Source organism: Streptosporangium sp. NPDC002524 (assembly GCF_040295985.1).
GTDB lineage: Bacteria > Actinomycetota > Actinomycetes > Streptosporangiales > Streptosporangiaceae > Streptosporangium.
The window spans coordinates 189,914-211,274 of record NZ_JBEOWK010000017.1 but is presented as its reverse complement, the minus strand read 5'-3'; the positions used below and the strand labels follow the sequence as shown (position 1 = coordinate 211,274).

Below are 21,361 nucleotides of genomic sequence, written 5' to 3'. Positions count from 1 at the left end.
CCGTCGCCGGGGGCGGGTCAGACGGCGTTCCGGCGGAGCGAGGGGCGGACGTCGATGACGGTCATCCCGGCGGCGAGGGCGGACGCCACTCCCTCGTCGGTGTCCTCGTAGGCGACGCACGCGTGCGGGGCGACGCCGAGGCGGCGCGCCGCGAGGAGGTAGACGTCGGGGGCCGGCTTGCCGTAGCGGACGTCGTCGCGGGTGACCACGGTGTCGAAGAGGGGGAGCAGGCCGGTGACGCGCAGGGTCTCCTCCACGGCCTGGCGGGCGCCTCCCGAGGCCACGGCCATCGGCACCCGCCCCCGGTTCGCCTCGGCGACCGCGCTCACCGTCTCGTGCGGGGTGATGGTGGGGATCAGCCACTGGTAGGCGTCCAGTGCCGCCGCGCGCACGGCCCGGTAGTCGAGCTCGGCCCCGGTCTCGGTCTCCAGCTCGGCCAGCAGGCGGTCGGCGGACAGGCCGGTGCGTGATTGGTACCAGGCGGGGTCGAGGTCCACCTGCCATCCGGCCAGCGCGGTCCGCCAGGCGCTCTCGTTGGCGGCCGCGGTGTCGACGAGGGTCCCGTCGCAGTCGAAGATCAGGGCGGCGTACGGCGTGGAGGGCTGGAGTCGCTGACGGAGCATGGTGGCCTAACGCGTGAAAGTGGATCTCCCTCCACTTTACCGCGCACGGAAGCGATCGATCGCTCGCCTGGGGGATGGTCGCGTCACCGTGGCCTGGTGAGACCGCGACGGCGTGCGCGCGGGCGCGGGGGCCCGCCGGGGTGGAGGACGTACGAGGGGGCCCGCCGGAGCGGGGGGAGCGGGGGGAGGTCTAGCTGATCTCACCCCAGCCGTCGTGCCTGGCCCTGGCCAGCTCGGCCTCCATCTCCTCCAGCTCCTGCATGAATCCCTGGAACCCCCTCGGGCCCAGGCGGCGCCAGACGAGCAGCTGCAGGGAGCGGGTCTCCTCGTCGAGGGGCGGCTCCTGGCGGAGCGGCGCCAGCAGCTCCTCGGCCTGCCGGTCCGCGGCCTGGAGCTCCTCGACGGTGAAGCGGACGCCGTGCTCGCGCTCCAGCAGCCGGATGTGCGGGTCGTTGCGCAGTCTCTGGTCCCTGGCGCGCCGGGCGCGCCTGGCGGCCAGCTCGTCGTGGACGTGCGCACTGGAAACCTGGTGCGGCGTGTCGGCCGGACGTGGAGTCATCGTGGGGTTCGCCTCCGTCGGGCGGCTCCTTTTCTGGAACCTCTGTTAGGAACGACGCTCGAACGGCGCCGAAGGTTGTCGGAATTTTTCCCCGAAGCCCCGACGCCGTAGGCGTTGTGCCCCCAACTGTGCCCTGGACAGCCTTGACGCGAGCTTGACTTGAGAATAATTTTCACCCAGATGACTCCCGATGAAAGGAATGCTTGTGGCCGCAGGCGCGCTCGGACGCATCCAGACCGAGACGCCCGCGCTGCCCGAGGCCCTGCGCCGGGTGGGGGAGGCGATCCTGGCCGACCCCGCGGAGGCGGCGCGCTCCACGATCATCACGCTGGCCGAGCGAAGCGGCAGCTCGCCCGCCACGGTGACCCGCTTCTGCCGGGTGTTCGGCTTCGCCGGGTACGCCGGGCTGCGGGTCGCGCTGGCCACCGAGAACGGGCGCGCCGCGCAGGCCAACTGGGACGCGGGGGTGGGCCACGAGATCGGTCCCACCGATCCGCTCGACGCGGCGATCGGCGTGATGGCCGCCGCCGACTCCCGGCTCATCCAGGAGACGGCGGCCCAGCTGGACGCGGGCACCGTCGCCAAGGTCGCCGAGGCCGTCGTCGCGGCCCGCCGCGTCCTCATCTTCGGGGTCTCCACCAGCGGGGCGGTGGCCGTGATGATGGGCGGGCGGCTGCGCCGGATCCGGGTCCCCTGCTGGAGCCACGCCGACGCGCACGAGGCGCTCGCCGACGCCGCGCTGCTCGGCGAGGGCGACGTCGCGATCGGCATCTCCCACCAGGGCCGCACCCGCGAGGTGCTGGAGTCCCTCGGCGAGGCCGGGGACCGGGGCGCGCTCACCGTCGCGGTCACCTCCTTCGCCCGCTCCCCGCTGGCCGAGCTGTCCGACCTGGTGCTGACCACCGCGAGCCGCGAGACCACCTTCAGGCTGGGCGGCCTGGCCGCCGTCCACTCCCAGCTCTTCGTCCTCGACACCGTCTACGTCGCGGTCGCGCAGCGCACCTACGAGCAGACCAACGAGGCCTTCGAGCTGACGATCCGGGCTCTGGAGAGCCATCGCGTGGAGAGGAGCTGACCGTGGAGATCGGGGCCTCCGAATACGTCCACGAGGTCAAGGCACTGGTGGACGAGGTGTCCAGGACCCAGAAGGCCGCGGTGGGGGAGGCGGCGGCGCTGATCGTCGCGTCCCTGACCGGCGGCGGCGTGATCCAGGCGTTCGGCTCCGGCCACTCCGAGGCGATCGCGATGGAGATCGCCGGGCGCGCGGGCGGCCTGGTGCCCAGCAACCGCCTCGCCCTGCGCGACGTCGTCCTGTACGGGGACGCCCCGGCGAGCGTCCTTCTCGGGGCGCCCGGCGAGCTGGAGCGCGACCCGTCGATCGCCCGGCGGATCTACGACCTGGCTCCCGTCCGGCCGGGGGACGTGTTCGTGCTGATCTCCAGCTCCGGGGTGAACGGGTCGGTGGTCGAGCTGGCCTCGATCGTCAAGGAGCACGGGCACGACCTGGTCGCCCTGACGTCGGTGCGGCACAGCACCGCGATGACCTCCCGCCACCCCTCGGGCCGCAAGCTGCTCGACCTCGCCGACGTGGTGCTCGACAACCGCGCCCCGTACGGCGACGCGGTCCTCCCGCTCCAGGACGGCGGCACGTTCGGGGCGGTGTCAACGATCACCTCGGCGCTGCTGGCCCAGATGGTCGTGGCCGAGGTGGTGCGCGGCCTGACCGAGGCGGGCCTGACCCCGCCGGTCTACCGCTCCGCCAACGTGACCGGGGGCGACGAGCACAACCGCGCCCTCGAGAACCGCTACGCCGGAAGGATCCGGCGAGGTGCCTGACCACCGCCTTCCGCTCCCCGGCCGTTCATCGTTCCCGGGCCACCCCTCACCCCCGGGCCACAGCCTTCCGTTCCCCGGCCGTTCATCGTTCCCGGGCCACCTCTCACCCCCAGGCCACCGCCTTCCGTTCCCAGGCCACTTCCAGGAGGAAGCATGACCCAGCTATCCAGGCGCGAGCTCCTGCGCAGCGCGGCCCTGGCCGGCCTCACCCTGCCGGTCCTGTCCGCGTGCGCCACCCCGGCGGGCAACGGAGGCGCCGCCTCCTCGGCGCCCGTCGTCGGGGCCACCAGCGCGGCCAACCCGCTCGGCTTCGCCGAGGACCGGCCCCTGGAGGTCTGGATCTTCGACGGCGGTTTCGGCGACGCCTACGCCACGGACGTCCACGAGCCGCTGCTCAAGGGCAGGCACCCCAAGCTGGAGATCAAGCACAACGCCACCAAGGAGGTCGCCAAGACCCTCCAGCCGCGCTTCGCCGGTGGCGACCCGCCGGAGTTCGTCAACAACTCCGGCGCCAACGCGATGGACTTCGGAGCCCTGGTCCAGGACGGCCAGCTCGCCGACCTCACGCCGCTGTACGACGCGCCGAGCTGGGACGACCCCGCCGTCAAGGTGCGCGACACGATCGACCCGAACGCGATCGAGCTGGGCAGCTACGACGGCAAGCCGTACGTCCTCAACTACGCCAACACCGTCTGGGGCATCTGGTACTCGCAGAAGCTCTTCGAGGCCGAGGGCTGGCAGGTCCCCAAGACCTGGGCCGACTTCCTGGCACTGTGCGAGACCATCAAGAAGTCGGGCAAGATGGCGCCCTTCACCTACGCGGGCAAGCACCCGTTCTACATCTACGAGGCCATCCTCACGCTCGCCGCCAAGATCGGCGGCAAGGACGTGCTGAAGGACATCGACAACCTCCAGGACGGCGCCTGGAAGGCCGAGCCGGTGCGGCAGGCCGCGGAGGCCTTCGTCGAGATCGGGTCGAAGTACCTGCTGCAGGGCACCGCGGGGCTCGACCACGTGCAGACCCAGACGGCGCACAACAAGGGCCAGGTCGCGATGCTGCCCTGCGGCTCCTGGCTGGAGAACGAGCAGAAGGACTCCACCCCGGCCGACTTCGGCTACGCGATGTTCGCGCTCCCCGACTTCGGCTCCTCCGACGCCCTGCCGTACGGCACCCTGCACGCCCAGCCGGGGGAGGAGTACGTCGTCCCGGCGAAGTCGGCCAACCCCCGCGCGGGCCTGGAGTACATGCGCGCCATGCTCTCCAAGGAGGGCGCGGGCAAGTTCATGGAGCTGGTCTCCACGCTCACGGTCGTCAAGGGCGCCGACGAGGGCCGTACGCTCAAGCCCGGCCTGAAGAGCGCCTCGGCCGCGCTGGCGGCGGCGGGCGACAACGCCGTCTGGTTCCTGTTCCGCAAGTGGTACGTCGAGCTGCACGACGAGGTGGCCGCCGCGACCGGGCAGCTCATGGCGGGCAAGCTGACCGTCGACCAGTGGGCGGAGCGCGCCCAGGCCAAGGCCGACGCCATCAAGAAGGACTCATCGGTGAAGAAGTTCAGCCGGTGACGACGGCACACGACGGCGCACGACGGCGGGCCGTCGCGCACGAGGCGTGCCGGGACGGCGCCTGCGGGCGCGCCGCCGAGGGAACGGTGAGCCGAGATGAACCACGGCAGGACACGCGACCGAGGGAACGGTAAGCGGCGATGAACCACGGCAGGACACGGTTCGTCACGGGATTCCTCGCGATCCCGGTGGCGCTCTACCTGATCTATGTGATCGCGCCCTACGCGCAGGCCTTCTACATCGCGTTCACCGACTGGCGCGGGGTGAACGCGAGCCCGCGCCTCGTCGGCCTGGAGAACTTCCAGCGGCTGCTGGCCGACAACGTGTTCTGGCAGGCGGTCCGGCACAACCTCGTCCTGCTGATCCTGATGCCGGTCCTCACGCTGGGGATCGCGCTCTTCTTCGCCTTCCTGCTCAACGCGGGCGGGCGGGGCGGCACCGGGGGCATCTGGGGGTCGAAGTTCTACCGCGTGGTGTTCTTCTTCCCCCAGGTGCTGGCCGTCGCCGTGGTCGCCGTGCTGTTCCAGCAGGTCTTCAGGCCCGACCGCAGCGGCATGCTGAACGCGCCGCTCATCGCCCTGGGGTTCGAGCCGGTCGGCTTCCTGTCCAGCACCGACGTCGCGTTCTGGTCGATCCTCGCCGTACTGGTCTGGCAGGCGGTCGGCTTCTACGTCGTGCTCTTCTCCGCGGGCATCGCCTCCATCCCGCGCGACCTGTTCGAGGCGGCGGCGATCGACGGGGCCGGGGGGCCGCAGCTGTTCCTGCGGGTCACGCTGCCGCTGCTGTGGGACACCATCCAGGTCGGCTGGGTCTATCTCGGCATCGCGGCGCTGGACGTCTTCGCCATCGTGTGGGTGATGACGGCCGAGCACGGCGGCCCCGACCACTCCACGACCGTGATGGCGGCGGAGATCTACCGCACCGCCTTCCAGTACTTCAAGTTCGGCTACGCCTCCGCGATGGGCGTGGTGCTTTTCTTCTTCACCATCGGGTTCGCGGCGCTGGCCCTGCGCCTGTCGCGGCGTGAGCGGATCGAGTTCTAGTGGCGGACGTCGTGATTCCCCGGAGCAGGGCCCTCGCCCGCGAGGAGCGCAGGAGGCGCCTGGGCCCCCTGTCGGTCCTGACGCACGTCGCGCTGCTGGTCTGGACGGTCCTGGTCGTCGTGCCGATCGTGTGGACGTTCCTCGCGTCGGTGAAGAGCGAGGACGAGATCTTCGGCGACGCCTGGTCGCTGCCCGCCTCCCTGCGCGTCGACAACTGGGCCCGCGCCTGGGAGCAGGCGCACATCGGCCAGTACATGATCAACAGCGTCGTCGTGGTGGCCTTCGGCACCTTCGGCACGATGCTGTTCGGCTCGATGGCCGCGTACGTGCTGGCCCGCTATCGCTTCCGGGGCAACCGGTCGATCTACCTGCTGTTCGTCTCGGGCCTCGCCTTCCCGGTCTACCTGGCGCTGACCCCGCTGTTCTTCGTCGTGCAGAACATGGGGGCGGTCCCGGTGATCGGCCCGTACATCGGGCTGAACACGCACGGCGGGCTGGTGCTGGTCTACATCGCGTACTCGCTGCCCTTCACCGTCTTCTTCCTCGCGGCCTTCTTCAGGACGCTGCCGGGGGCGGTGGCCGAGGCGGCCTTCGTGGACGGGGCCTCGCACGCCAGGGTGTTCTTCCAGATCATGCTCCCGATGGCGAAGCCGGGCATCGTCAGCGTGACCATCTTCAACGTGCTCGGCCAGTGGAACCAGTACCAGCTGCCGCTGGTGCTGCTCAACTCCGACCGGGACAAGTGGGTGCTCACCCAGGGCATCGCCGACATCTCCACGGCCGCGGGCTACGACGCCGACTGGTCGGCCCTGTTCGCCGCGCTGAGCATGGCCATCCTGCCGATGCTCGTCGTCTACACGCTCTTCCAGAGCCAGATCCAGAAGGGCCTCACCGCGGGCGCGCTCAAGTAGCCCGGACGGGGAGGACGGTGTTCTTCCCGGAGTTCTCCCCGGAGTTCTTCCCGGACCGTGTGAGGGCGTCGAGCAGGCCGGGGAACGCCTCGTCCATCTCGGCGCGGCGGAGGGCGTTCATCCGCGAGGTCCCGACGTAGTACTGCCGGATCAGGCCCGCCTCGCGCAGCACCCTGAAGTGGTGGGTGGCGGTGGACTTGCCGACCGGCATGTCGAAGTCTCCGCACCTGATGTCCTCACCGGCGGCGTCGAGCTGCGCGACGACGCTCCGGCGCACCGGATCGACGAGGGCCTCCAGCACCTGCTGGAGGTCGAACTGCGACACCTGCGGATGTGGCGGCGTACGTCCCATGGGGCCATAGTACGACCACCATCAAAGTTTGACAGCGATCGTACTTCTGCGTGACAGTGGATCTCGTTCACGACGAGCGGAGGACGGTGACATGGCGAGAACCGTGCGGTTCCACGAGATCGGCGGGCCCGAGGTGATGCGGCTGGAGGACCTGGAGACGGGCGAGCCGGGACCGGGCGAGGTACGCGTCCGGGTCGAGGCGATCGGGGTGAACAGGGCGGAGGCGCTGTTCCGCCGCGACGAGTACATCGAGCCGGTGAAGCGGCTCCCGGCCAGGCTCGGCGCCGAGGCGGCCGGGGTGGTCGAGGCGGTCGGCCCGGGGGTGAGCGGGTTCGCGGAGGGGCAGCCGGTCAGCAGCGTTCCGGCGTTCTCGCAGAACGACTACGGCGTCTACGCCGAGCGGGCGATCGTTCCCGCGGCCGCGCTCCTGCACCGGCCCGACGGGGTGGACGCGGTGTCCGGGGCCGCCGTGTGGATGCCCTACCTCACCGCGTACGGCGCGCTGGTGGAGGTGGGCGGGATGGGGGCGGGTGACGTGGTGGCGCTGAACGCCGCCTCCAGCGGCGTCGGCCTGGCCGCGATCCACACGGCGAACCGGGTGGGGGCGACGCCGATCGCCGTCACCCGGACCCGCGCCAAGCGGGAACGGCTGCTGGAGGAGGGCGCGGCCGAAGTGATCGTCTCCGACGAGGAGGACGTACCGGCCAGGTTGCTGGCCCTGACCGGCGGCAGGGGGGCCGAGCACGTCCTCGACGCCGTCGCCGGGCCGGGCGTGACCGACCTGGCGCGGGCGGTGGCCCCGGGCGGCACGCTCCTCCTGTACGGGGCGCTGAGCGGGCGGCCGACGCCGTATCCGGGATTCGACCTGGGCATGCCCGCCCTCAACGTGCGCACCTACACGGTGCTGGAGACCACGAAGGACCCCCGGAGGCTCCGCCGGGCCGAGGCGTTCGTCGTCTCCGGCCTGCGCGCCGGGGTCTTCCGCCCGGTGGTTGACCGCCTGTTCCCGCTGGAGGACGTCGTGGGGGCGCACCGGCACATGGAGTCCGGCGCCCGGTTCGGCAAGATCGTGCTCACCGTGACCCGCTGACACCCGCGCGGGACACCGGTCGCCCTCGTGAGAGTTCTTCGGCACCCGACGCCCGGCACCCGACGCCCGGCGGTGGCCCGCCCGCGTTTCGGCCCATGGCCGCGGGGTGTCGCGCGTGATCGCCGGCCGCTCTCGCTCAGGGGCGCTTGAGCCTCTCCTAAGACTGCCTTCAGGTTCGATCGGCGCGAACGGGTTGACGGACGGGGAGTGGTGGGGGGTAAGTTCGTTAGGAAAGTTTCCTAACGCGGGGGATGGATTCCTCGCGACCGGGACCACTTCCTCCACGCACGCCTCCCGTCCGTTCCCGTCCGTCCCCGGCCTTTCGGCCCCGTCCCCGGAGAGCCCGCGCGAAACCCCCTTCGGAGAGCCTCCGGGTGTTCCTCCGACCCCCTTCCCTGGAGAGACACGTGTCCTTCTCGTCGAATCCCCGCTCCGGCCGTCGTACCCCGCGCCTCCTGCTGGCCTCGGCCGCGGTCGCCGTCCCGGCCCTGATCGCCCCCGCCGGTGCCGGGCACGCCGCCACGCTCTCTCCCGCGACCGTGCCCGCGGTGGCACCCGCCGACCTGTCCGTGTCCTCCGCGGCGGTCGACCTCACCGACCCGCGCAAGAAGGACATCGCCATGCAGCTGGTGTCCAGCGCCGAGAACTCCTCGCTGGACTGGAAGGCGCAGTACAAGTACATCGAGGACATCGACGACGGCCGCGGCTACACCGCCGGGATCATCGGCTTCTGCTCCGGCACCGGGGACATGCTCGACCTCGTCGAGCGCTACACCCAGCTCAAGCCGGGGAACGTGCTGGCGAAGTACCTTCCCGCCCTGCGCAAGGTCGACGGCACCGACTCCCACGCGGGCCTCGACCCGAACTACACCAGGGACTGGGCCACCGCGGCCAAGGACACGGTCTTCCAGCAGGCCCAGAACGAGGAGCGCGACCGGGTCTACTTCAACCCCGCGGTCAGCCAGGCCAAGAAGGACGGCCTGCGCGCCCTCGGGCAGTTCGCCTACTACGACGCCATCGTCATGCACGGCGGGGGCACCGACCCGCAGAGCTTCGGCGCGATCCGCAAGAACGCCCTGAAGAAGGCGAAGCCCCCCGCGCAGGGCGGTGACGAGACGAAGTACCTGCACGCCTTCCTCGACGCGCGCAAGGTCGCGATGAAGGCCGAGGAGGCCCACGAGGACACCAGCCGGGTCGACACCGCCCAGCGGGTCTTCCTCAACAACGGCAACCTCGACCTGAACACCCCGCTGTCCTGGAAGGTCTACGGGGACCCCTTCAAGATCAGCTAACCCTCCCGGGCCCCGGCGGCACCCCACCCCGCCGGGGCCCTCTTCGTGACACTCCCGATCGGCATCGTTGACGTTCTCGAATAACGAGAGTTATCGTCAGCTATATGAGAGCTTTGGCTCCCGAGCTCATGCCCATCTTCCGATCACGACTTCAGGCCCGCCTGCTGGCCCGCCTCTTCCTGGCCGCCGACGAGGAATCCACGATCACCGACCTGGCCGAGGTCCTCGGTTCCCCTCTGCCCACGGTCCAGCGCGAGGTTCATCGCCTCGTACGCGCCGGTCTCCTCCGGGAGCGCAAGATCGGCAGGGCGCGGCTCGTCAGAGCCAACACCGAGACCGCCGCCTCGCGGCCGCTGGCGCAACTGCTGGCCGTCACCTTCGGCCCTCCCGCGATCATCTCGGAGGAGTTCGCGTCGGTGCCCGAGATCGAACGGCTCGTCATCTTCGGCTCCTGGGCCGCCCGCTACCACGGCCGGCCCGGCCCTCAGCCCAACGACGTGGACCTCCTGGTCGTCGGCTCGCCGTCCCGGGGGGACGTCTACGACGCGGCGGAACGAGCCGAGCGTCGTCTGGGCATTTCCGTGAATCCGGTGTTACGGAGCGTATCCGCGTGGGAGTCTGGCGGCGAAGGCCTGCTCCGCGAGATCGCGAACGGGCCGACGGTCGTCGTGGAGGTCGAGAGGGAGCCCGGCAGTGCAGTGGACCATCGGCGAAGCCGCGATCCGCAAGCTTCTTGACAATCGTGAGCTCCAGCGGGTTCCTCTGGCCCATCACATGGCCGAGTCGATGATCGAGTCAGCGCGAAGCCACCTCGAATCGGTGGAGTTGATCCGTGACACCGATCCCGACGGCGCCTACACCCTCTGCTACGACGCCGCGAGGAAGGCCTCCGCCGCGCTCCTGCAGGCCCAGGGGTTGCGCGCCACGTCCGCCGGTGGGCACATCGCCCTCAGGGAGGCCGTCGCCGCCCAGTTCGGACAGACCAGGGAGGGCGCGTCCTTCCGCCGGCTGGACCACATGCGGCGCAGGAGGAACGTCCTCGAATACTCGGGCCAGCCGAGCGAGGCGGTCACCGGCGACGAGCTCGACGAGGCGACCGTGTGGACCGCCGACATCATCGACTTCTGCGAGCGTCTCGTGCCGCGACTCGGCCTCTTCCCGTAGGAGCCGTTTTCCCGTAGGAGCCGTTCCGCGAACGACGCTCACCGGAGTCGTCGTCCGCCGCGAGACCGGCGTGTCCGGGTACGAGTAAGACGGAGCGCGGGCTTCCGGGTCACCGGGTCGGGAGGTTCTTCAGGGCCTCGCGGCGGCTCAGGCCGCTGATGCGGGTGTGGTCGACGTAGCGGACGACCTCGCCGGGGTTCGTCTTGGCGTACTCGCGCAGGGCCCAGCCGATCGCCTTGCGGGCGAAGAAGTCGTTGTCGGACAGGCTCGGCTCGATGCAGGCGTACAGCAGGCCGGTGTCGGTGGCGGACTTGAAGCGGTTCTGGCTGAGGATGGCGGTGCGGCGCTTCCACAGGTCGGTGCCGCGGGCCCAGCGGAGCATGAGGGGGCGCATGGTGTCGGGGAAGGTCGCGAGCAGGCCGCCGACGCGGTGGACGGCGAGCTCGTCGACGTAGTCCCACCAGGCCCCGGTGACGATCATCTCCTCGTACGCCGGGAGGGCGTCGAGCGTCTGGTAGACGCGATAGAAGCGGAAGCCGGTCAGCTCGATCGCCGCGTAGCGCTCCTCGCGATACTCGGCCCCGCGCCACAGGGCCAGCGTCGCCTCCCGCCACGCGGACGCGGTGTCGACGGGATAGTCGGCGAAGACCCGCTTAAGCGCGGCGCGGCGGGGCGCGGCCTGCACGCCGAGGAACGGCATCGACGACTTCATGTAGGCCTGCATGACCGGGGCCTTGGCGGGGTCGGCCACGTCGGTGAGCGCCATTCGCACGGCCTTCTGCAGTATCTCCATGCTCGCCCACCACTTCCCGTTCGCTTCGCGGACGCTTGATTCTCACAGGCCGCGCCGCTCGCCGCGCCGGGTTCGGCGGGCGTCATGCTTTCTGGCTACTCCGCTCGCCGGTCGCCAGGCCGTCGAACAGGACGGTGATGTAGTGCTCGGCGAGGCCGGTGGTGTTGAGACGGCCTCCGGGGCGGAACCAGCGCACCGCCACCCAGATGGTGTCGCGGATCATGCGGTAGGTGAGCTTGGGGTCGACGTCGGCGCGGAACAGGCCGTCGGCCTGGCCGAGCCTGATCTGCTCGACCCACATGCGCTCGACCTCGTCCTCGGCCCTGACCAGGTAGTCGAAGCGGTCGCCGGGCAGTGACCTCAGGTAGTTCCAGTCGTTCTGCATGACGGTGATCGCCGCGCGGTGCGGCTCCAGCGTGCTGAACCCGATGCGCACCATCTCTGAGAGGATCGTGCGGGGGTCGCCGCTCTTGTCCAGGGCGGTGCGGTAGCGGCCGACGAGGTCGTCGAGGAAGGTGGTGAGCACCTCGTCGACGATCGTCTCCTTGGAGTCGAAGTGGTGGTAGAGGCTTCCGGACAGGATGCCCGCCTCCTCCGCGATCTCCCGGACGGTGGTCGCCTGGAAGCCCTTGCGGGCGAAGAGCTCGGCGGCGAGTTTGACGAGATGGTCGCGGCGCTCCGAAGCGGGGCCGGATGTGGCCGCGCGCCTGGTCCCGCCCTGGCGCTTGACCGGGGTCGTGGTCGTGCCGCCGGAGTTCTTTCGCGTGTTCACGCCCCCATTATGAGCCCTTGCGCAATCGCTTGTTCACCGGAACGCGCCAGCTCACTCCCGTTCCCGGCCCTCGCCAAATGCTTGCTACACCTCCCGTGGAAGGGGACGGTCACGCCGCTGGCGTGGTCCGTGCCCGGTGCGGGGACGGCGAGCGACCGCCGGACGGCGCGGGGACGAGCCTCCGCGCCCGGTGCCGCGCGGACGGGCCCGCGGGCGCCCCCTGATCGTGCGGACGCCCCCTGATCGTGCGACGGATCCGCCGCCATCTCCCGACCGCGCGGGCGGATTCACCACCGCCTCCTGTCACGCGGGCTGATTCACCACCGCCTCCCGATCGCGCGGGCGGATCCGCCGATGTCGTCGGCGGATTCGGTTTTCCACGTGGGTGCCGGCGGGTCCCGTCGTACGCGGGCGACTCCCGTTCTCGGCTCCGTATCAGCGGACCTCGGACTCGTCCATCGTTCCGATCCGCAAAATCCTGAGTCAAAGGCCTATGGTCAGCCCACTAGCAATTAGGAAACTTTCCTATTAGATTTGCGCAAAGCCGCTGTGGGAGCGCTTTCCCCAGGGGTCCGGTACAACGTGGTGCCTGCGCGTCTTCGGCAGGAACGCCGACCGGCCGTCAGGCGAGGAGGGGTGAATGAAGCGCGGCCCAGAGCTGCTCCGCCTGGCGGAGACGGTGGTCTTTCCCGGCTTCGAGGGCAAGTCCCCGCCCGACTGGCTCCGACGCCGGCTCGGCGAGGGGCTGGCCGGGGTGGTGCTCTTCTCCAGGAACATCGCCACCCCCTCCCAGGTGGCCGATCTCACGGCCGCGCTCCGGGAGGAGAACCCCCAGGTCCTGGTCGGCATCGACGAGGAGTCGGGCGAGGTCACCCGCCTGGAGGCCGCGGGCGGGAGCACCCGGCCCGGCAACTTCGCCCTCGGCGTGGTCGACGACACCGGCCTCACCGAGGAACTCGCCGCCGACCTCGGCCGCGACCTGGCCAGGGCGGGCGTCAACCTCAACTTCGCCCCCTCGGCCGACGTGAACTCCAACCCCGACAACCCGGTCATCGGCCTGCGCTCCTTCGGCGCGGACCCCGACCTCGTCGCCCGGCACACCGCCGCCTGGATCCGGGGGATGCAGTCCGCGGGGGTGGCCGCCTGCGCCAAGCACTTCCCCGGCCACGGCGACACCTCTGTCGACTCCCACCACGGGGTGCCGCTCGTCGCCGCTCCCGCCGGCGCGCTGCGCGACGTGGCGCTGCGGCCCTTTCGCGCGGCCGTCGAGCAGGGGGTGCGCACGGTGATGACTGGCCACCTGCTCGTCTCCGCCCTGGACCCCGCGATGCCCGCCACCCTCAGCCGCCCGGTCCTGCACGACCTGCTCAGGGTCGAGCTGGGCTTCGAGGGCGTCATCGTCACCGACGGCATCGAGATGGCCGCCGTCTCCGGCCCGTACGGCATCGGCGGGGCCTCGGTCCGCGCCGTCGCCGCGGGGGCCGACGCGATCTGCGTGGGCGGCGAGCACGCGGGGGAGGAGACCGCGATCGGGATCCGCGACGCGATCGTGGACGCCGTGATCGAGGGCAGGCTCTCCGAGGAACGGCTCGCCGACGCCTCCCGCCGCGTCTGCGAGCTCGCCCTCTGGACCACGACCGCCCACCGGGGCGCGCTCTCGGGCTCTGATGCCTCCGGTGCCTCCGGCCGTCCCGGCACCCCGTCGATCGGCCTGGACGCCGCCCGCCGGGCGCTGCGGATCACCCGCCGCTCCGCGGCCGTGGTGTTCCCCCTGCCCGCCCCGCCGCACGTCGTCGAGCTCGCCCCCGAGATGAACCTCGCCATCGAGAAGGACACCCCGTGGGGCGTGGGCGAGCCGCTCGGCAAGCTTCTCCCCGGCACCACGGTCACCCGGCTGGTCGCCTCCACCGCCACCGGAGGCGCCGTCGAGGCCGTGCTCGCCGCGGCGGCCGAGCGTCCCCTGGTCATCGTCGTCCGCGACGCGCACCGCCACCCCTGGCAGGCCGACGCGCTCCGGCACCTGCTGGCCGCCCGCGCCGACGCCGTCGTGGTCGAGATGGGACTGCCCGGCCGCTCCGACCTCGGCGCCGTCCACATCGCCACCCACGGGGCCGCCCGCGTCTGCGGCCAGGCCGCCGCCGAACTCCTCGCCGGGGACACGGGCACCGCCTGACCGATGGCCCTCTCCTCGGGGCCGGCGGTCTCTCGGCGTACGGTGGTCTTCCGGGAGTACGGCGACCGCTTGGCGTGCGGCGGTCTCACGGGAGTACGGTGACCTCTCGGCGTGCGGCGGTCTCCCGGGAGTACGGCGGTCTCTTGGCGTGCGGCGGTCTCCCGGGAGTACGGCGGCCGGGATTCTGTCGGGGCGGGCTGCTTGAATCGCGGGATGGATGCGGCACAGTTGCTGGCGGGCCAGCGAGAGATCCACGGGGTCGATCTGGCGGGGCTCTCGCTCGGAGATCTTCTGACCGGTGACGGGCCCTACGTGTTCCGGGAGTGCGATCTCACCGGCGCCGACCTCACCGGGGCGTCGCTGGTGGAGGCCTCGTTCGAGAAGTGCGTGCTGGAGCGGGCCGACTTCCGCCGTGCGGACCTGGACGGGGCGCGTTTCTCCGGTGGCGGGGGAGCGGGGCTCAGGTTCGCGAACGCCGAGCTCGTCGACGCGACCTTCACCGACGTCGACCTGTCGGGCGCGCGCTTCGAGCTGGCCCTGCTCACCGACGCGACCTTCACCGGCTGCCGCATGATCGGCGCGGTGCTGTCCGCCTGCCGGGGCACCGGCTACCGGTTCGACGGTTCCAACCTCGCCCTGGCCGACCTCACCGGCTGCTCGCTCCGGGGTCTCCACCTGCGGGGCGTCCGCTTCGACGACGCCAACCTGTCGGGCTGCGACTTCACCAAGACCGTGTTCGACGACTGCCGCATGATCGGCGCCCGGATCGTCGAGACGGTCTTCACCAAGGCGGACCTGCGCGGGGCCGACCTCGGAGAGGTCGACGACACCCGGCTCCGCTCGCTGCGCGGAGCGGTCATCAGCCCCACCCAGGCCGCCCTGATCCTCGCGGGCCGCGGCCTCACCGTCACCTGACGCCGCGAAGTCCCGTACGGCTTCGTCGAGCCGGTGAAGGATCGCATCTAGACATGAAAGGTGAACAACCGGGAAACTCTGCCTGATCGCGACGAAAGGGGCCTTGGCATGGGCGGGATCTGTGACGGGCGGGTGGCGATCGTGACCGGCGCCGGGCGCGGCATCGGCAGGGAGCACGCCCTGGAGTTCGCCAGGCAGGGAGCCCGGGTCGTGGTCAACGACCTCGGCACCGGCCGCGAGGGCGACGGGCGCTCCGCGGGCCCCGCCCTGGAGGTGGTCGAGGAGATCCGTGACCTGGGCGGCCGGGCCGTGGCCAGCGGCGACGACGTCACCGAGTGGGGCGGCGCGGCCCGACTGGTCAAGACGGCGCTGAGCGCCTTCGGGCGACTGGACATACTCGTCAACAACGCGGGGTTCGTCCGCGACCGGATGCTCGTCTCGATGACCGAGCAGGAGTGGGACGACGTGATCCGGGTCCAGCTCAAGGGCCACTTCCTGCCGCTGCGGCACGCGGCCGCCCACTGGCGGGAGCGGTCGGAGGCGGGCGACCCGGTGGACGCCCGGGTGATCAACACCTCCTCAGGGGCGGGGCTGTTCGGCGGCGCCGGCCAGGGCAACCACTCCGCGGCCACCGCGGGCGTCGTGGCACTCGGCCAGGTCGCCGCGGCGGAGCTCGGCCACTACGGCGTCACGGTGAACACGATCGTCCCGACCGCCCGCACCCGGATGACCGGGAAGACCCGCGCCGCGACGGCCGGACCGGCGGACGGCTTCGACGCCGGGGCCGGGCAGGGGGGCTTCGACGTCACGCACCCGGCCAACATCGCGCCGCTGGTGGCCTGGCTCGGCTCGGCCGGGTCCCGGCACGTCACCGGCCGGGTCTTCGAGGTCGGGGGCGGGGCGATCTCCCTCGCCGACGGCTGGCGGCACGGCCCCCGCGCCGACCGGGGCGCCCGCTGGGACCCCGCCGACATCGGCGACGCCGTCGCCAAGCTCCTCGTCGACACCCCCGACCCGGAGCCGGTCCGCGAGGCCTGGAGCTCCTGACAGAGCACCGCCTGACGCCTGACCTGGAACGAGGTGGCGCCGGGCGGTGGCATAGGCTTTCAGAGGCCGATGGAGATCGATGGGAGTTTTGTCCGTCCCGTCTCGGTCTCGTTCGTCGTCGCGGTGCCGGTGATCAGGTTGATCAGGTCACGAGGGCGCTGGGGGAGGAGGAGCCGATGTCCGATCCGGTGGCGTGGTCGTGGCCGTTCGGGCTGCCGGTCGTGCAGGCTCCCATGGCCGGTGGGGCGTCCACGCCCCAGCTGGCCGCGGCCGTGTCCGAAGCCGGAGGGCTGGGCTTCCTCGCGGCCGGTTACAAGACGGCCGCGCAGACGCGCCAGGAGATCGACCGGACGCGCGAGCTCACCTCCTGCCCGTTCGGGGTGAACGTGTTCATGCCCACGGCCGACGACGCCGACCAGGCCGAGATCGACGCCTACGCGAAGGTCATCGAGGGGGAGGCGCGGCGGCTGGGCGCCCCCCTGGGAGTCCCGCGCGGGGGCGACGACGACTTCCCGGCCAAGGTCGCGGATCTGCTGGCGGACCCGCCCGCGGTGGTGAGTTTCACGTTCGGCTGTCCGGAGGACGAGCTGATCCAGGCGTTCCGCCACAGGGGGACCACCGTGATGGTCACGGTGACGTCGGAGGCGGAGGCGCGGCTGGCCTCGGCGGCCGACGTGCTGTGCGTCCAGGGGGAGGGGGCGGGCGGCCACCGCGGGTCGTTCACCAACGCGGACGTCGAGGCGATGAGCCTGGAGCGCCTGCTGTCCCGGGTACGAGAGGTGTCGCGGCTCCCCCTGATCGCGGCCGGCGGTATCGCCTCGGCCGCGGACGTCTCCCGGGTCCTGTCCGCGGGAGCGGTCGCGGCGGCGGCGGGCACCGCCTTCCTGCTCTGCCCCGAGAATGGCACCGGCGAGGTCCACCGTGCGGCGCTGACCGATCCCCGCTTCACCCGTACCGACGTCACCAGGGCCTTCACCGGGCGTCCGGCGCGCGGCCTGGTCAACCGGTTCATGACGGAGTACTCAGGCCGGGCACCCGCGGCCTACCCGCAGCTCCACCACCTGACCGCGCCACTGCGCCGCGCCGCGGCGGCCGGCGGGGACGCCGAGACGCTGCACCTGTGGGCCGGAACCTCCTGGAACCGGGCACGGAACACGTCGGCGGCGAACGTCGTCGCGGACCTGTCCGCGATCTGAACACGGTCTCCGAGGTCTCCGGCTCATCCGAAGAGCCGAACCATGGGCCGTGGGCGGCCGTACCGAGCAGGACGTCAACCATGCGCGACATCCCGGTCATAACGCCCATATCACTTGTAGGTAAGGTGCCTTCTGTTGATTTGGTACTGACCTGGGCTGGTGTAGGAGGCTTTCCGTGGGTGTTTCCGTGGCGTACGTGACTTTTGCCGACCCGGAGGGGGGTGACGACGAGAAGGAGGTCGTCGTCGCGGCGTGGGCCGAGGAGGGGATCGCCGGGGAGATCGTGCGGTGGGACGATCCCGAGGTCGACTGGGCCGTGTTCGACGCCGCCGTGGTCCGTACGCCCTGGGACTACGTGGAGCGGCGGGAGGAGTTCCTCGCGTGGGCCCATCGGACGGAGTCGGTCACGCGGGTGCTCAACCCGGCGGCCGTGCTGGAGCGCAACACCGACAAGACCTACCTGCGGGAGCTGGACGTGCCGTCCATCCCGACCTACTGGGTGGGGCCGGGGGAGGCGGTGGACTTTCCCGTCCTGGACGAGTACGTGGTCAAGCCCTCCGTCTCGGCGGGGGCCCGCGACACGATCAGGACCGTGGACCGGAAGGAGGCCGAGGCGCACGCGGCCCGGCTGGCCTCCGGGGGGCGGACCGCGATGATCCAGCCGTACCTGGACATGGTCGAGGCCGAGGGGGAGACCTCGCTGCTGTACTTCGGCGGCCGGTTCAGTCACGCGATCCGGCGCAACGCGATGCTGGTGGAGAGCGCGAGCAGGCCGGGGCAGGGGAACGACCACGGGAAGCTCCGCGTCCCCGGGCCCGACCAGTTCGCCCTGGCGGAGCGGGTGCTCGGTGAGTTTCCCGAGGTGCTCTACGCCCGGGTGGACCTGGTCCGCCTCGCCGACGGGAGTCCGGCTCTCATCGAGGTCGAGCTCACCGAGCCGTACCTGTTCCTGCGGTACGCGCCCGGGGCCGCCGCCAACCTGGCCCGCGCCCTGGCCGAGGCGCTCTGAGCCGCGAAGGCCCTCCCGTGCGGGACGCTCTCCGTACGGAGAGCTGCGTCCCGTGCGAGGAGCGTTCTGTACGGAGGGCGTCCTGTATGAAACGCGTCGTGTGTGAAACGCGACGGCGCGCGTCCCGGGGAAGGGGACGCGCGCCGCGCACTTGCCGGTGAGTGTTACTGCGGCATCACCACCGCGAGCGGGGAGACCCCGGCGGTGCGCAGGGCGCCGGGGAGCTTCCGGGCCCAGGGGTGTTCGTGCAGGTCGAGCTCCTCGGGGTTGGCGACGGTGAACCGGACGGCCCCGCCGGTGGCGGGCTGCTCGGTCCAGGTGGCGCCGAAGCCCTTCAGCGCCGCGACGACCTTGTCGCGGTCGGCCGCGGGGACCGTGACGCGGATCGGCGCTCCGCGGTCCGGGATGGCCGTCGCGGCCCGCGAGGCCTCGGCGGTGGAGGGGGCGGAGGGGAGCGCCCGCGCGCTCGCGGAGGCGGACGGCAGGTCGGCGGTGATGGCGTTAGAGATGATCTTCATCGTGCCGTCGGTGAAGGCGCGGAAGTTCGGCTCGGCGGCGAACAGCACCGCGTGACCGTTGCCCACCGGCTCGTCGACCGCCGCGGCCGTCCCGCCGAGCTCCTCGGCGCCCAGCGCGAAACCGGACTGGTACCAGTCGGACGAGTTCGCGGCCGGGTAGGAGGACACCACGTGCGCGGGGTTGGCCGCGCGCATGACCAGGTCGTACGCGTAGAACTGCATGACGCTCGCCCCGACGCCCTTGCTCAGCGGACCCTGGGCCACGTTCGTCCTGAAGAGCGAGCCGGGGATGTCCGAGGTCGGCTCGGCCAGCGTCACGCCGGAGACACCGGCCAGGACGGCGAGCTGGGTGCCGCCCGCCCAGCCGACGTAGCGTCCGCCGCCGGAGACCCAGTCGCGCAGCGCCGCGCGCCCGGCGTCGCCGAGGGTGGTGTTCGCCGCGTTGGCCGAGCCGTCGGGCACGAGCACCACGTCCAGCCCGGTCAGCTTGCCCGCGGCCACGTCGGCCGGGGTGAGCACGGTGTAGGGCAGCTTCCAGTCGCGGTCGAGGCGGTGCCGGAGCCAGCCGGAGGACTCGGCGGCGTTCTGCGCCGTGCCGCCGGACAGCTGCAGGACCCCGATCTTGCGGGAGGTGGTCACCTTGGTGGACGGGGCGTCCACCGCCTGGACCGGCGTCGCGAGGGGCAGCAGCACCTGGCCGGAGGACCCGCCGGAGACGTTGCCGAGCAGCGGCAGGCTCCACGCGGTCACGTCGTAGAAGTAGGGGAACGGCGTGTAGGTGTCCTCGTTCAGCATGGCCTGGATCCAGTGCTTCTGGCCCTGGGCCATCGGGATCCAGTAGGTGCCCCTGGGCAGGGTGGTCCTCGCCTCGGGCCTGCCGTAGGCCTTGAAGTCCTTGACCGTGAGCGGCAGGGCCAGCTTGAACACCTGGACGTCCATGCGCTGGAGCCGCCGTACGATCAGCTCGGTCTCGGCCTTCTTGGCCGGGTCGTCGGCGCGCAGGAAGTAGTGGCGCACCTTGCGGTCGGGGACCTGGGTGATGACCTCGTTGCCCGGGTTGTAGACCTGGTTCGGCTCCAGCTTGCCGTCGAGGCCCTGCTTGAGCGCGTCGGCGTACATGCGGTGCCAGGTGGTGAGGATCTCGGTCTTCTTGGCCGCCGCGGCCGAGAGCGACACCCACTGGGTGAGCCACTGCTCGAAGGCCCGCGCGGCGATCGGGGAGGAGCTCCCCTTCTCGAACGTCATGCCCGCGGCGTTGAACCCGGTCGTCGGGACCGTGTCGCCGTAGCCCATGTAGAACATGTCGTAGACGTCGCGGTTGAAGAACGGGATCCCGCGCGCGGTGAACTCGTTGATCATCGCGGCGCCGTAGGTGTTGTTGATCCAGTCGATCGTCGGCTCGGCGATGTCGTGGTAGAACGGGTCGGCGTTCGGCGGGAAGAAGTACTCGGTGCCGCCCATCTCGTGGGCGTCGATGAAGAGCTGTGGCGGATACTTGCGCATCAGCTCGATCTTGCCGTCGGTCTCCGGCTGGGTCCGCGCGAACCAGTCGCGGTTCATGTCGAACGAGTAGGCGTTGCGCCGGGTGTCGGCCTCGCGGCCGTCGGGGTTCTGCGTCGGCAGGATCACCACGACGGCGTTGTCCAGGATGCGCTTGGCCGCGCAGTCGTCCCGTCCGGCCAGGTCGTGCAGGGTCCTCAGCGCCGCGTCGGTGCCGCTTTCCTCACCGCCGTGCACGTTTCCGGCGATCCACAGGATCGCGGGCGTGTTCCTGGCGAGGACCTTCGCCGCGGAGGCGGGGGTGAGGGGGTTGCGCAGCAGCTTGATCGAGGTCTCGATCGCGCGCAGGTTCCTGATGTTGTTCGAGGTGCCGACGATCGCGTACTTCAGCGGGCGTCCCTCGGCGGTCGTGGCCAGGGTGCCGGAGACGACCCGGTCGCTGGCCCGGTCGATCGCGGTGAGCAGGGTGTCCGACTCGGCCGAGGTGACCTCCCGCTCACCGAGCTCGAAGCCGAGAACGCTCTTCGGCGTCGGCACCTTGCCGTTGTACGCGGGGGGAGTCCGGGTGGCGTCACAGGTGGTCACGGGGGGTGCGGCCGGGGTGGGGTCCGCCTGGGCGGCTCCGGCGGGAAGGGCGATGGCGACGGCCAGTACGACCGGCGCCATCACCTTGAAACGCTTCAGCATGAGGTAAAGCTGTCATCTGGAAGAAATGACGGCAAGGGGTAAAATTTTACACTTGTGTTACGGATAGTGCTTTTGGGGCTTTTGGGGCCAAAGATGCCTACAGGCAACCCTTGGGGGAAGAGTCCGCTTTTGCCGACGAGTCTCCGGGGCTTCCGGGGCTTCCGGGTCCGCCGGTGACGTCCGCCGGTGACGTCCGTCGGCGACGTGGCCTGCGCGTGACTGTGTGGCCGCGTGGCCGTGTGACCATGTGACTTTGTGACCGCGCGGCCGTGTGACCGTGTGACTGTGTGGCCCGCGTGGCCGCGTGGCCTGTGCGTG

General features: G+C 71.1%; 20 protein-coding genes. 14 read left to right on the top strand and 6 right to left on the bottom strand.

The features are described 5' to 3' along the window. Window positions 1–17: 17 nt before the first annotated feature. A complete protein-coding gene (locus tag ABT053_RS28300; protein ID WP_350972875.1) occupies window positions 18–623 on the bottom strand; it encodes an HAD family hydrolase in 606 nt (201 codons plus the stop codon). Between the two features lie 190 nt (window positions 624–813). Continuing rightward, window positions 814–1,182, bottom strand: a complete 369-nt coding sequence (locus tag ABT053_RS28295) for a hypothetical protein (protein WP_350972873.1) — start codon at window positions 1,180–1,182, stop codon at window positions 814–816. Between the two features lie 190 nt (window positions 1,183–1,372). Here ABT053_RS28295 and ABT053_RS28290 point away from each other — a divergent pair, with 190 nt between their 5' ends. The 5 genes from ABT053_RS28290 to ABT053_RS28270 all read left to right on the top strand — a co-directional run bounded on the left by ABT053_RS28290 (window position 1,373) and on the right by ABT053_RS28270 (window position 6,535). Further along, window positions 1,373–2,257, top strand: a complete 885-nt coding sequence (locus tag ABT053_RS28290; protein ID WP_350972871.1) for a MurR/RpiR family transcriptional regulator — start codon at window positions 1,373–1,375, stop codon at window positions 2,255–2,257. Window positions 2,258–2,259: 2 nt separating this feature from the next. Continuing rightward, window positions 2,260–3,018, top strand: coding sequence for a sugar isomerase domain-containing protein (locus ABT053_RS28285; protein WP_350972870.1), 759 nt, complete (start codon window positions 2,260–2,262; stop codon window positions 3,016–3,018). Between the two features lie 153 nt (window positions 3,019–3,171). Then, window positions 3,172–4,581, top strand: coding sequence for an N-acetylglucosamine/diacetylchitobiose ABC transporter substrate-binding protein (gene ngcE / locus ABT053_RS28280; RefSeq protein WP_350972869.1), 1,410 nt, complete (start codon window positions 3,172–3,174; stop codon window positions 4,579–4,581). A 140-nt stretch (window positions 4,582–4,721) separates the two neighbouring features. Beyond that, entirely contained in the window at window positions 4,722–5,624 is a 903-nt protein-coding gene (locus ABT053_RS28275; RefSeq protein ID WP_350972868.1) for a carbohydrate ABC transporter permease, read from the top strand. After that, complete coding sequence (locus ABT053_RS28270) at window positions 5,624–6,535, top strand: carbohydrate ABC transporter permease (protein WP_350972867.1); 912 nt, start codon at window positions 5,624–5,626, stop codon at window positions 6,533–6,535. Before ABT053_RS28275 ends, ABT053_RS28270 begins: the two co-directional genes overlap by 1 nt. Here ABT053_RS28270 and ABT053_RS28265 read toward each other — a convergent pair. After that, window positions 6,528–6,887, bottom strand: coding sequence for an ArsR/SmtB family transcription factor (locus ABT053_RS28265; RefSeq protein WP_350972865.1), 360 nt, complete (start codon window positions 6,885–6,887; stop codon window positions 6,528–6,530). The genes ABT053_RS28270 and ABT053_RS28265 overlap by 8 nt on opposite strands. Window positions 6,888–6,978: 91 nt before the next feature. On the opposite strand from ABT053_RS28265, the gene ABT053_RS28260 reads away from it, so the two are divergent. The 4 genes from ABT053_RS28260 to ABT053_RS28245 all read left to right on the top strand — a co-directional run bounded on the left by ABT053_RS28260 (window position 6,979) and on the right by ABT053_RS28245 (window position 10,433). Next, window positions 6,979–7,977 (top strand): zinc-dependent alcohol dehydrogenase family protein, encoded by a 999-nt coding sequence (locus tag ABT053_RS28260; protein WP_350972863.1) that lies wholly within the window; start codon window positions 6,979–6,981, stop codon window positions 7,975–7,977. 407 nt (window positions 7,978–8,384) lie between these two features. Continuing rightward, complete coding sequence (locus ABT053_RS28255; RefSeq protein WP_350972861.1) at window positions 8,385–9,269, top strand: chitosanase; 885 nt, start codon at window positions 8,385–8,387, stop codon at window positions 9,267–9,269. A 104-nt stretch (window positions 9,270–9,373) separates the two neighbouring features. Next, window positions 9,374–10,006: a helix-turn-helix domain-containing protein gene (locus ABT053_RS28250; RefSeq protein WP_350972860.1), complete on the top strand. Its 633-nt coding sequence runs from the start codon at window positions 9,374–9,376 to the stop codon at window positions 10,004–10,006. Continuing rightward, window positions 9,963–10,433: a hypothetical protein gene (locus tag ABT053_RS28245; RefSeq protein WP_350972858.1), complete on the top strand. Its 471-nt coding sequence runs from the start codon at window positions 9,963–9,965 to the stop codon at window positions 10,431–10,433. Before ABT053_RS28250 ends, ABT053_RS28245 begins: the two co-directional genes overlap by 44 nt. A 109-nt stretch (window positions 10,434–10,542) precedes the next feature. On the opposite strand, the gene ABT053_RS28240 is transcribed toward ABT053_RS28245, so the two are convergent. After that, a complete protein-coding gene (locus ABT053_RS28240) occupies window positions 10,543–11,226 on the bottom strand; it encodes a DNA alkylation repair protein (protein ID WP_350972857.1) in 684 nt (227 codons plus the stop codon). Window positions 11,227–11,308: 82 nt separating this feature from the next. Further along, a complete protein-coding gene (locus tag ABT053_RS28235) occupies window positions 11,309–11,998 on the bottom strand; it encodes a TetR/AcrR family transcriptional regulator (protein ID WP_350972856.1) in 690 nt (229 codons plus the stop codon). Window positions 11,999–12,638: 640 nt separating this feature from the next. On the opposite strand from ABT053_RS28235, the gene ABT053_RS28230 reads away from it, so the two are divergent. The 5 genes from ABT053_RS28230 to ABT053_RS28210 all read left to right on the top strand — a co-directional run bounded on the left by ABT053_RS28230 (window position 12,639) and on the right by ABT053_RS28210 (window position 18,338). Beyond that, the gene (locus ABT053_RS28230; protein WP_350972855.1) at window positions 12,639–14,171 is read left to right on the top strand and encodes a glycoside hydrolase family 3 protein; all 1,533 of its coding nucleotides are present in this window, start codon (window positions 12,639–12,641) and stop codon (window positions 14,169–14,171) included. A gap of 213 nt (window positions 14,172–14,384) precedes the next feature. Continuing rightward, window positions 14,385–15,086 (top strand): pentapeptide repeat-containing protein, encoded by a 702-nt coding sequence (locus ABT053_RS28225; RefSeq protein WP_350972853.1) that lies wholly within the window; start codon window positions 14,385–14,387, stop codon window positions 15,084–15,086. 108 nt (window positions 15,087–15,194) lie between these two features. Continuing rightward, entirely contained in the window at window positions 15,195–16,133 is a 939-nt protein-coding gene (locus ABT053_RS28220) for an SDR family oxidoreductase (RefSeq protein ID WP_350972852.1), read from the top strand. A gap of 176 nt (window positions 16,134–16,309) precedes the next feature. Beyond that, window positions 16,310–17,329, top strand: a complete 1,020-nt coding sequence (locus ABT053_RS28215) for a nitronate monooxygenase (protein WP_350972850.1) — start codon at window positions 16,310–16,312, stop codon at window positions 17,327–17,329. A gap of 175 nt (window positions 17,330–17,504) precedes the next feature. Further along, entirely contained in the window at window positions 17,505–18,338 is an 834-nt protein-coding gene (locus ABT053_RS28210; protein WP_350972848.1) for an ATP-grasp domain-containing protein, read from the top strand. Between the two features lie 164 nt (window positions 18,339–18,502). On the opposite strand, the gene ABT053_RS28205 is transcribed toward ABT053_RS28210, so the two are convergent. Further along, window positions 18,503–21,043, bottom strand: a complete 2,541-nt coding sequence (locus tag ABT053_RS28205; protein ID WP_350972847.1) for a M14 family zinc carboxypeptidase — start codon at window positions 21,041–21,043, stop codon at window positions 18,503–18,505. Between the last annotated feature and the right edge of the window lie 318 nt (window positions 21,044–21,361).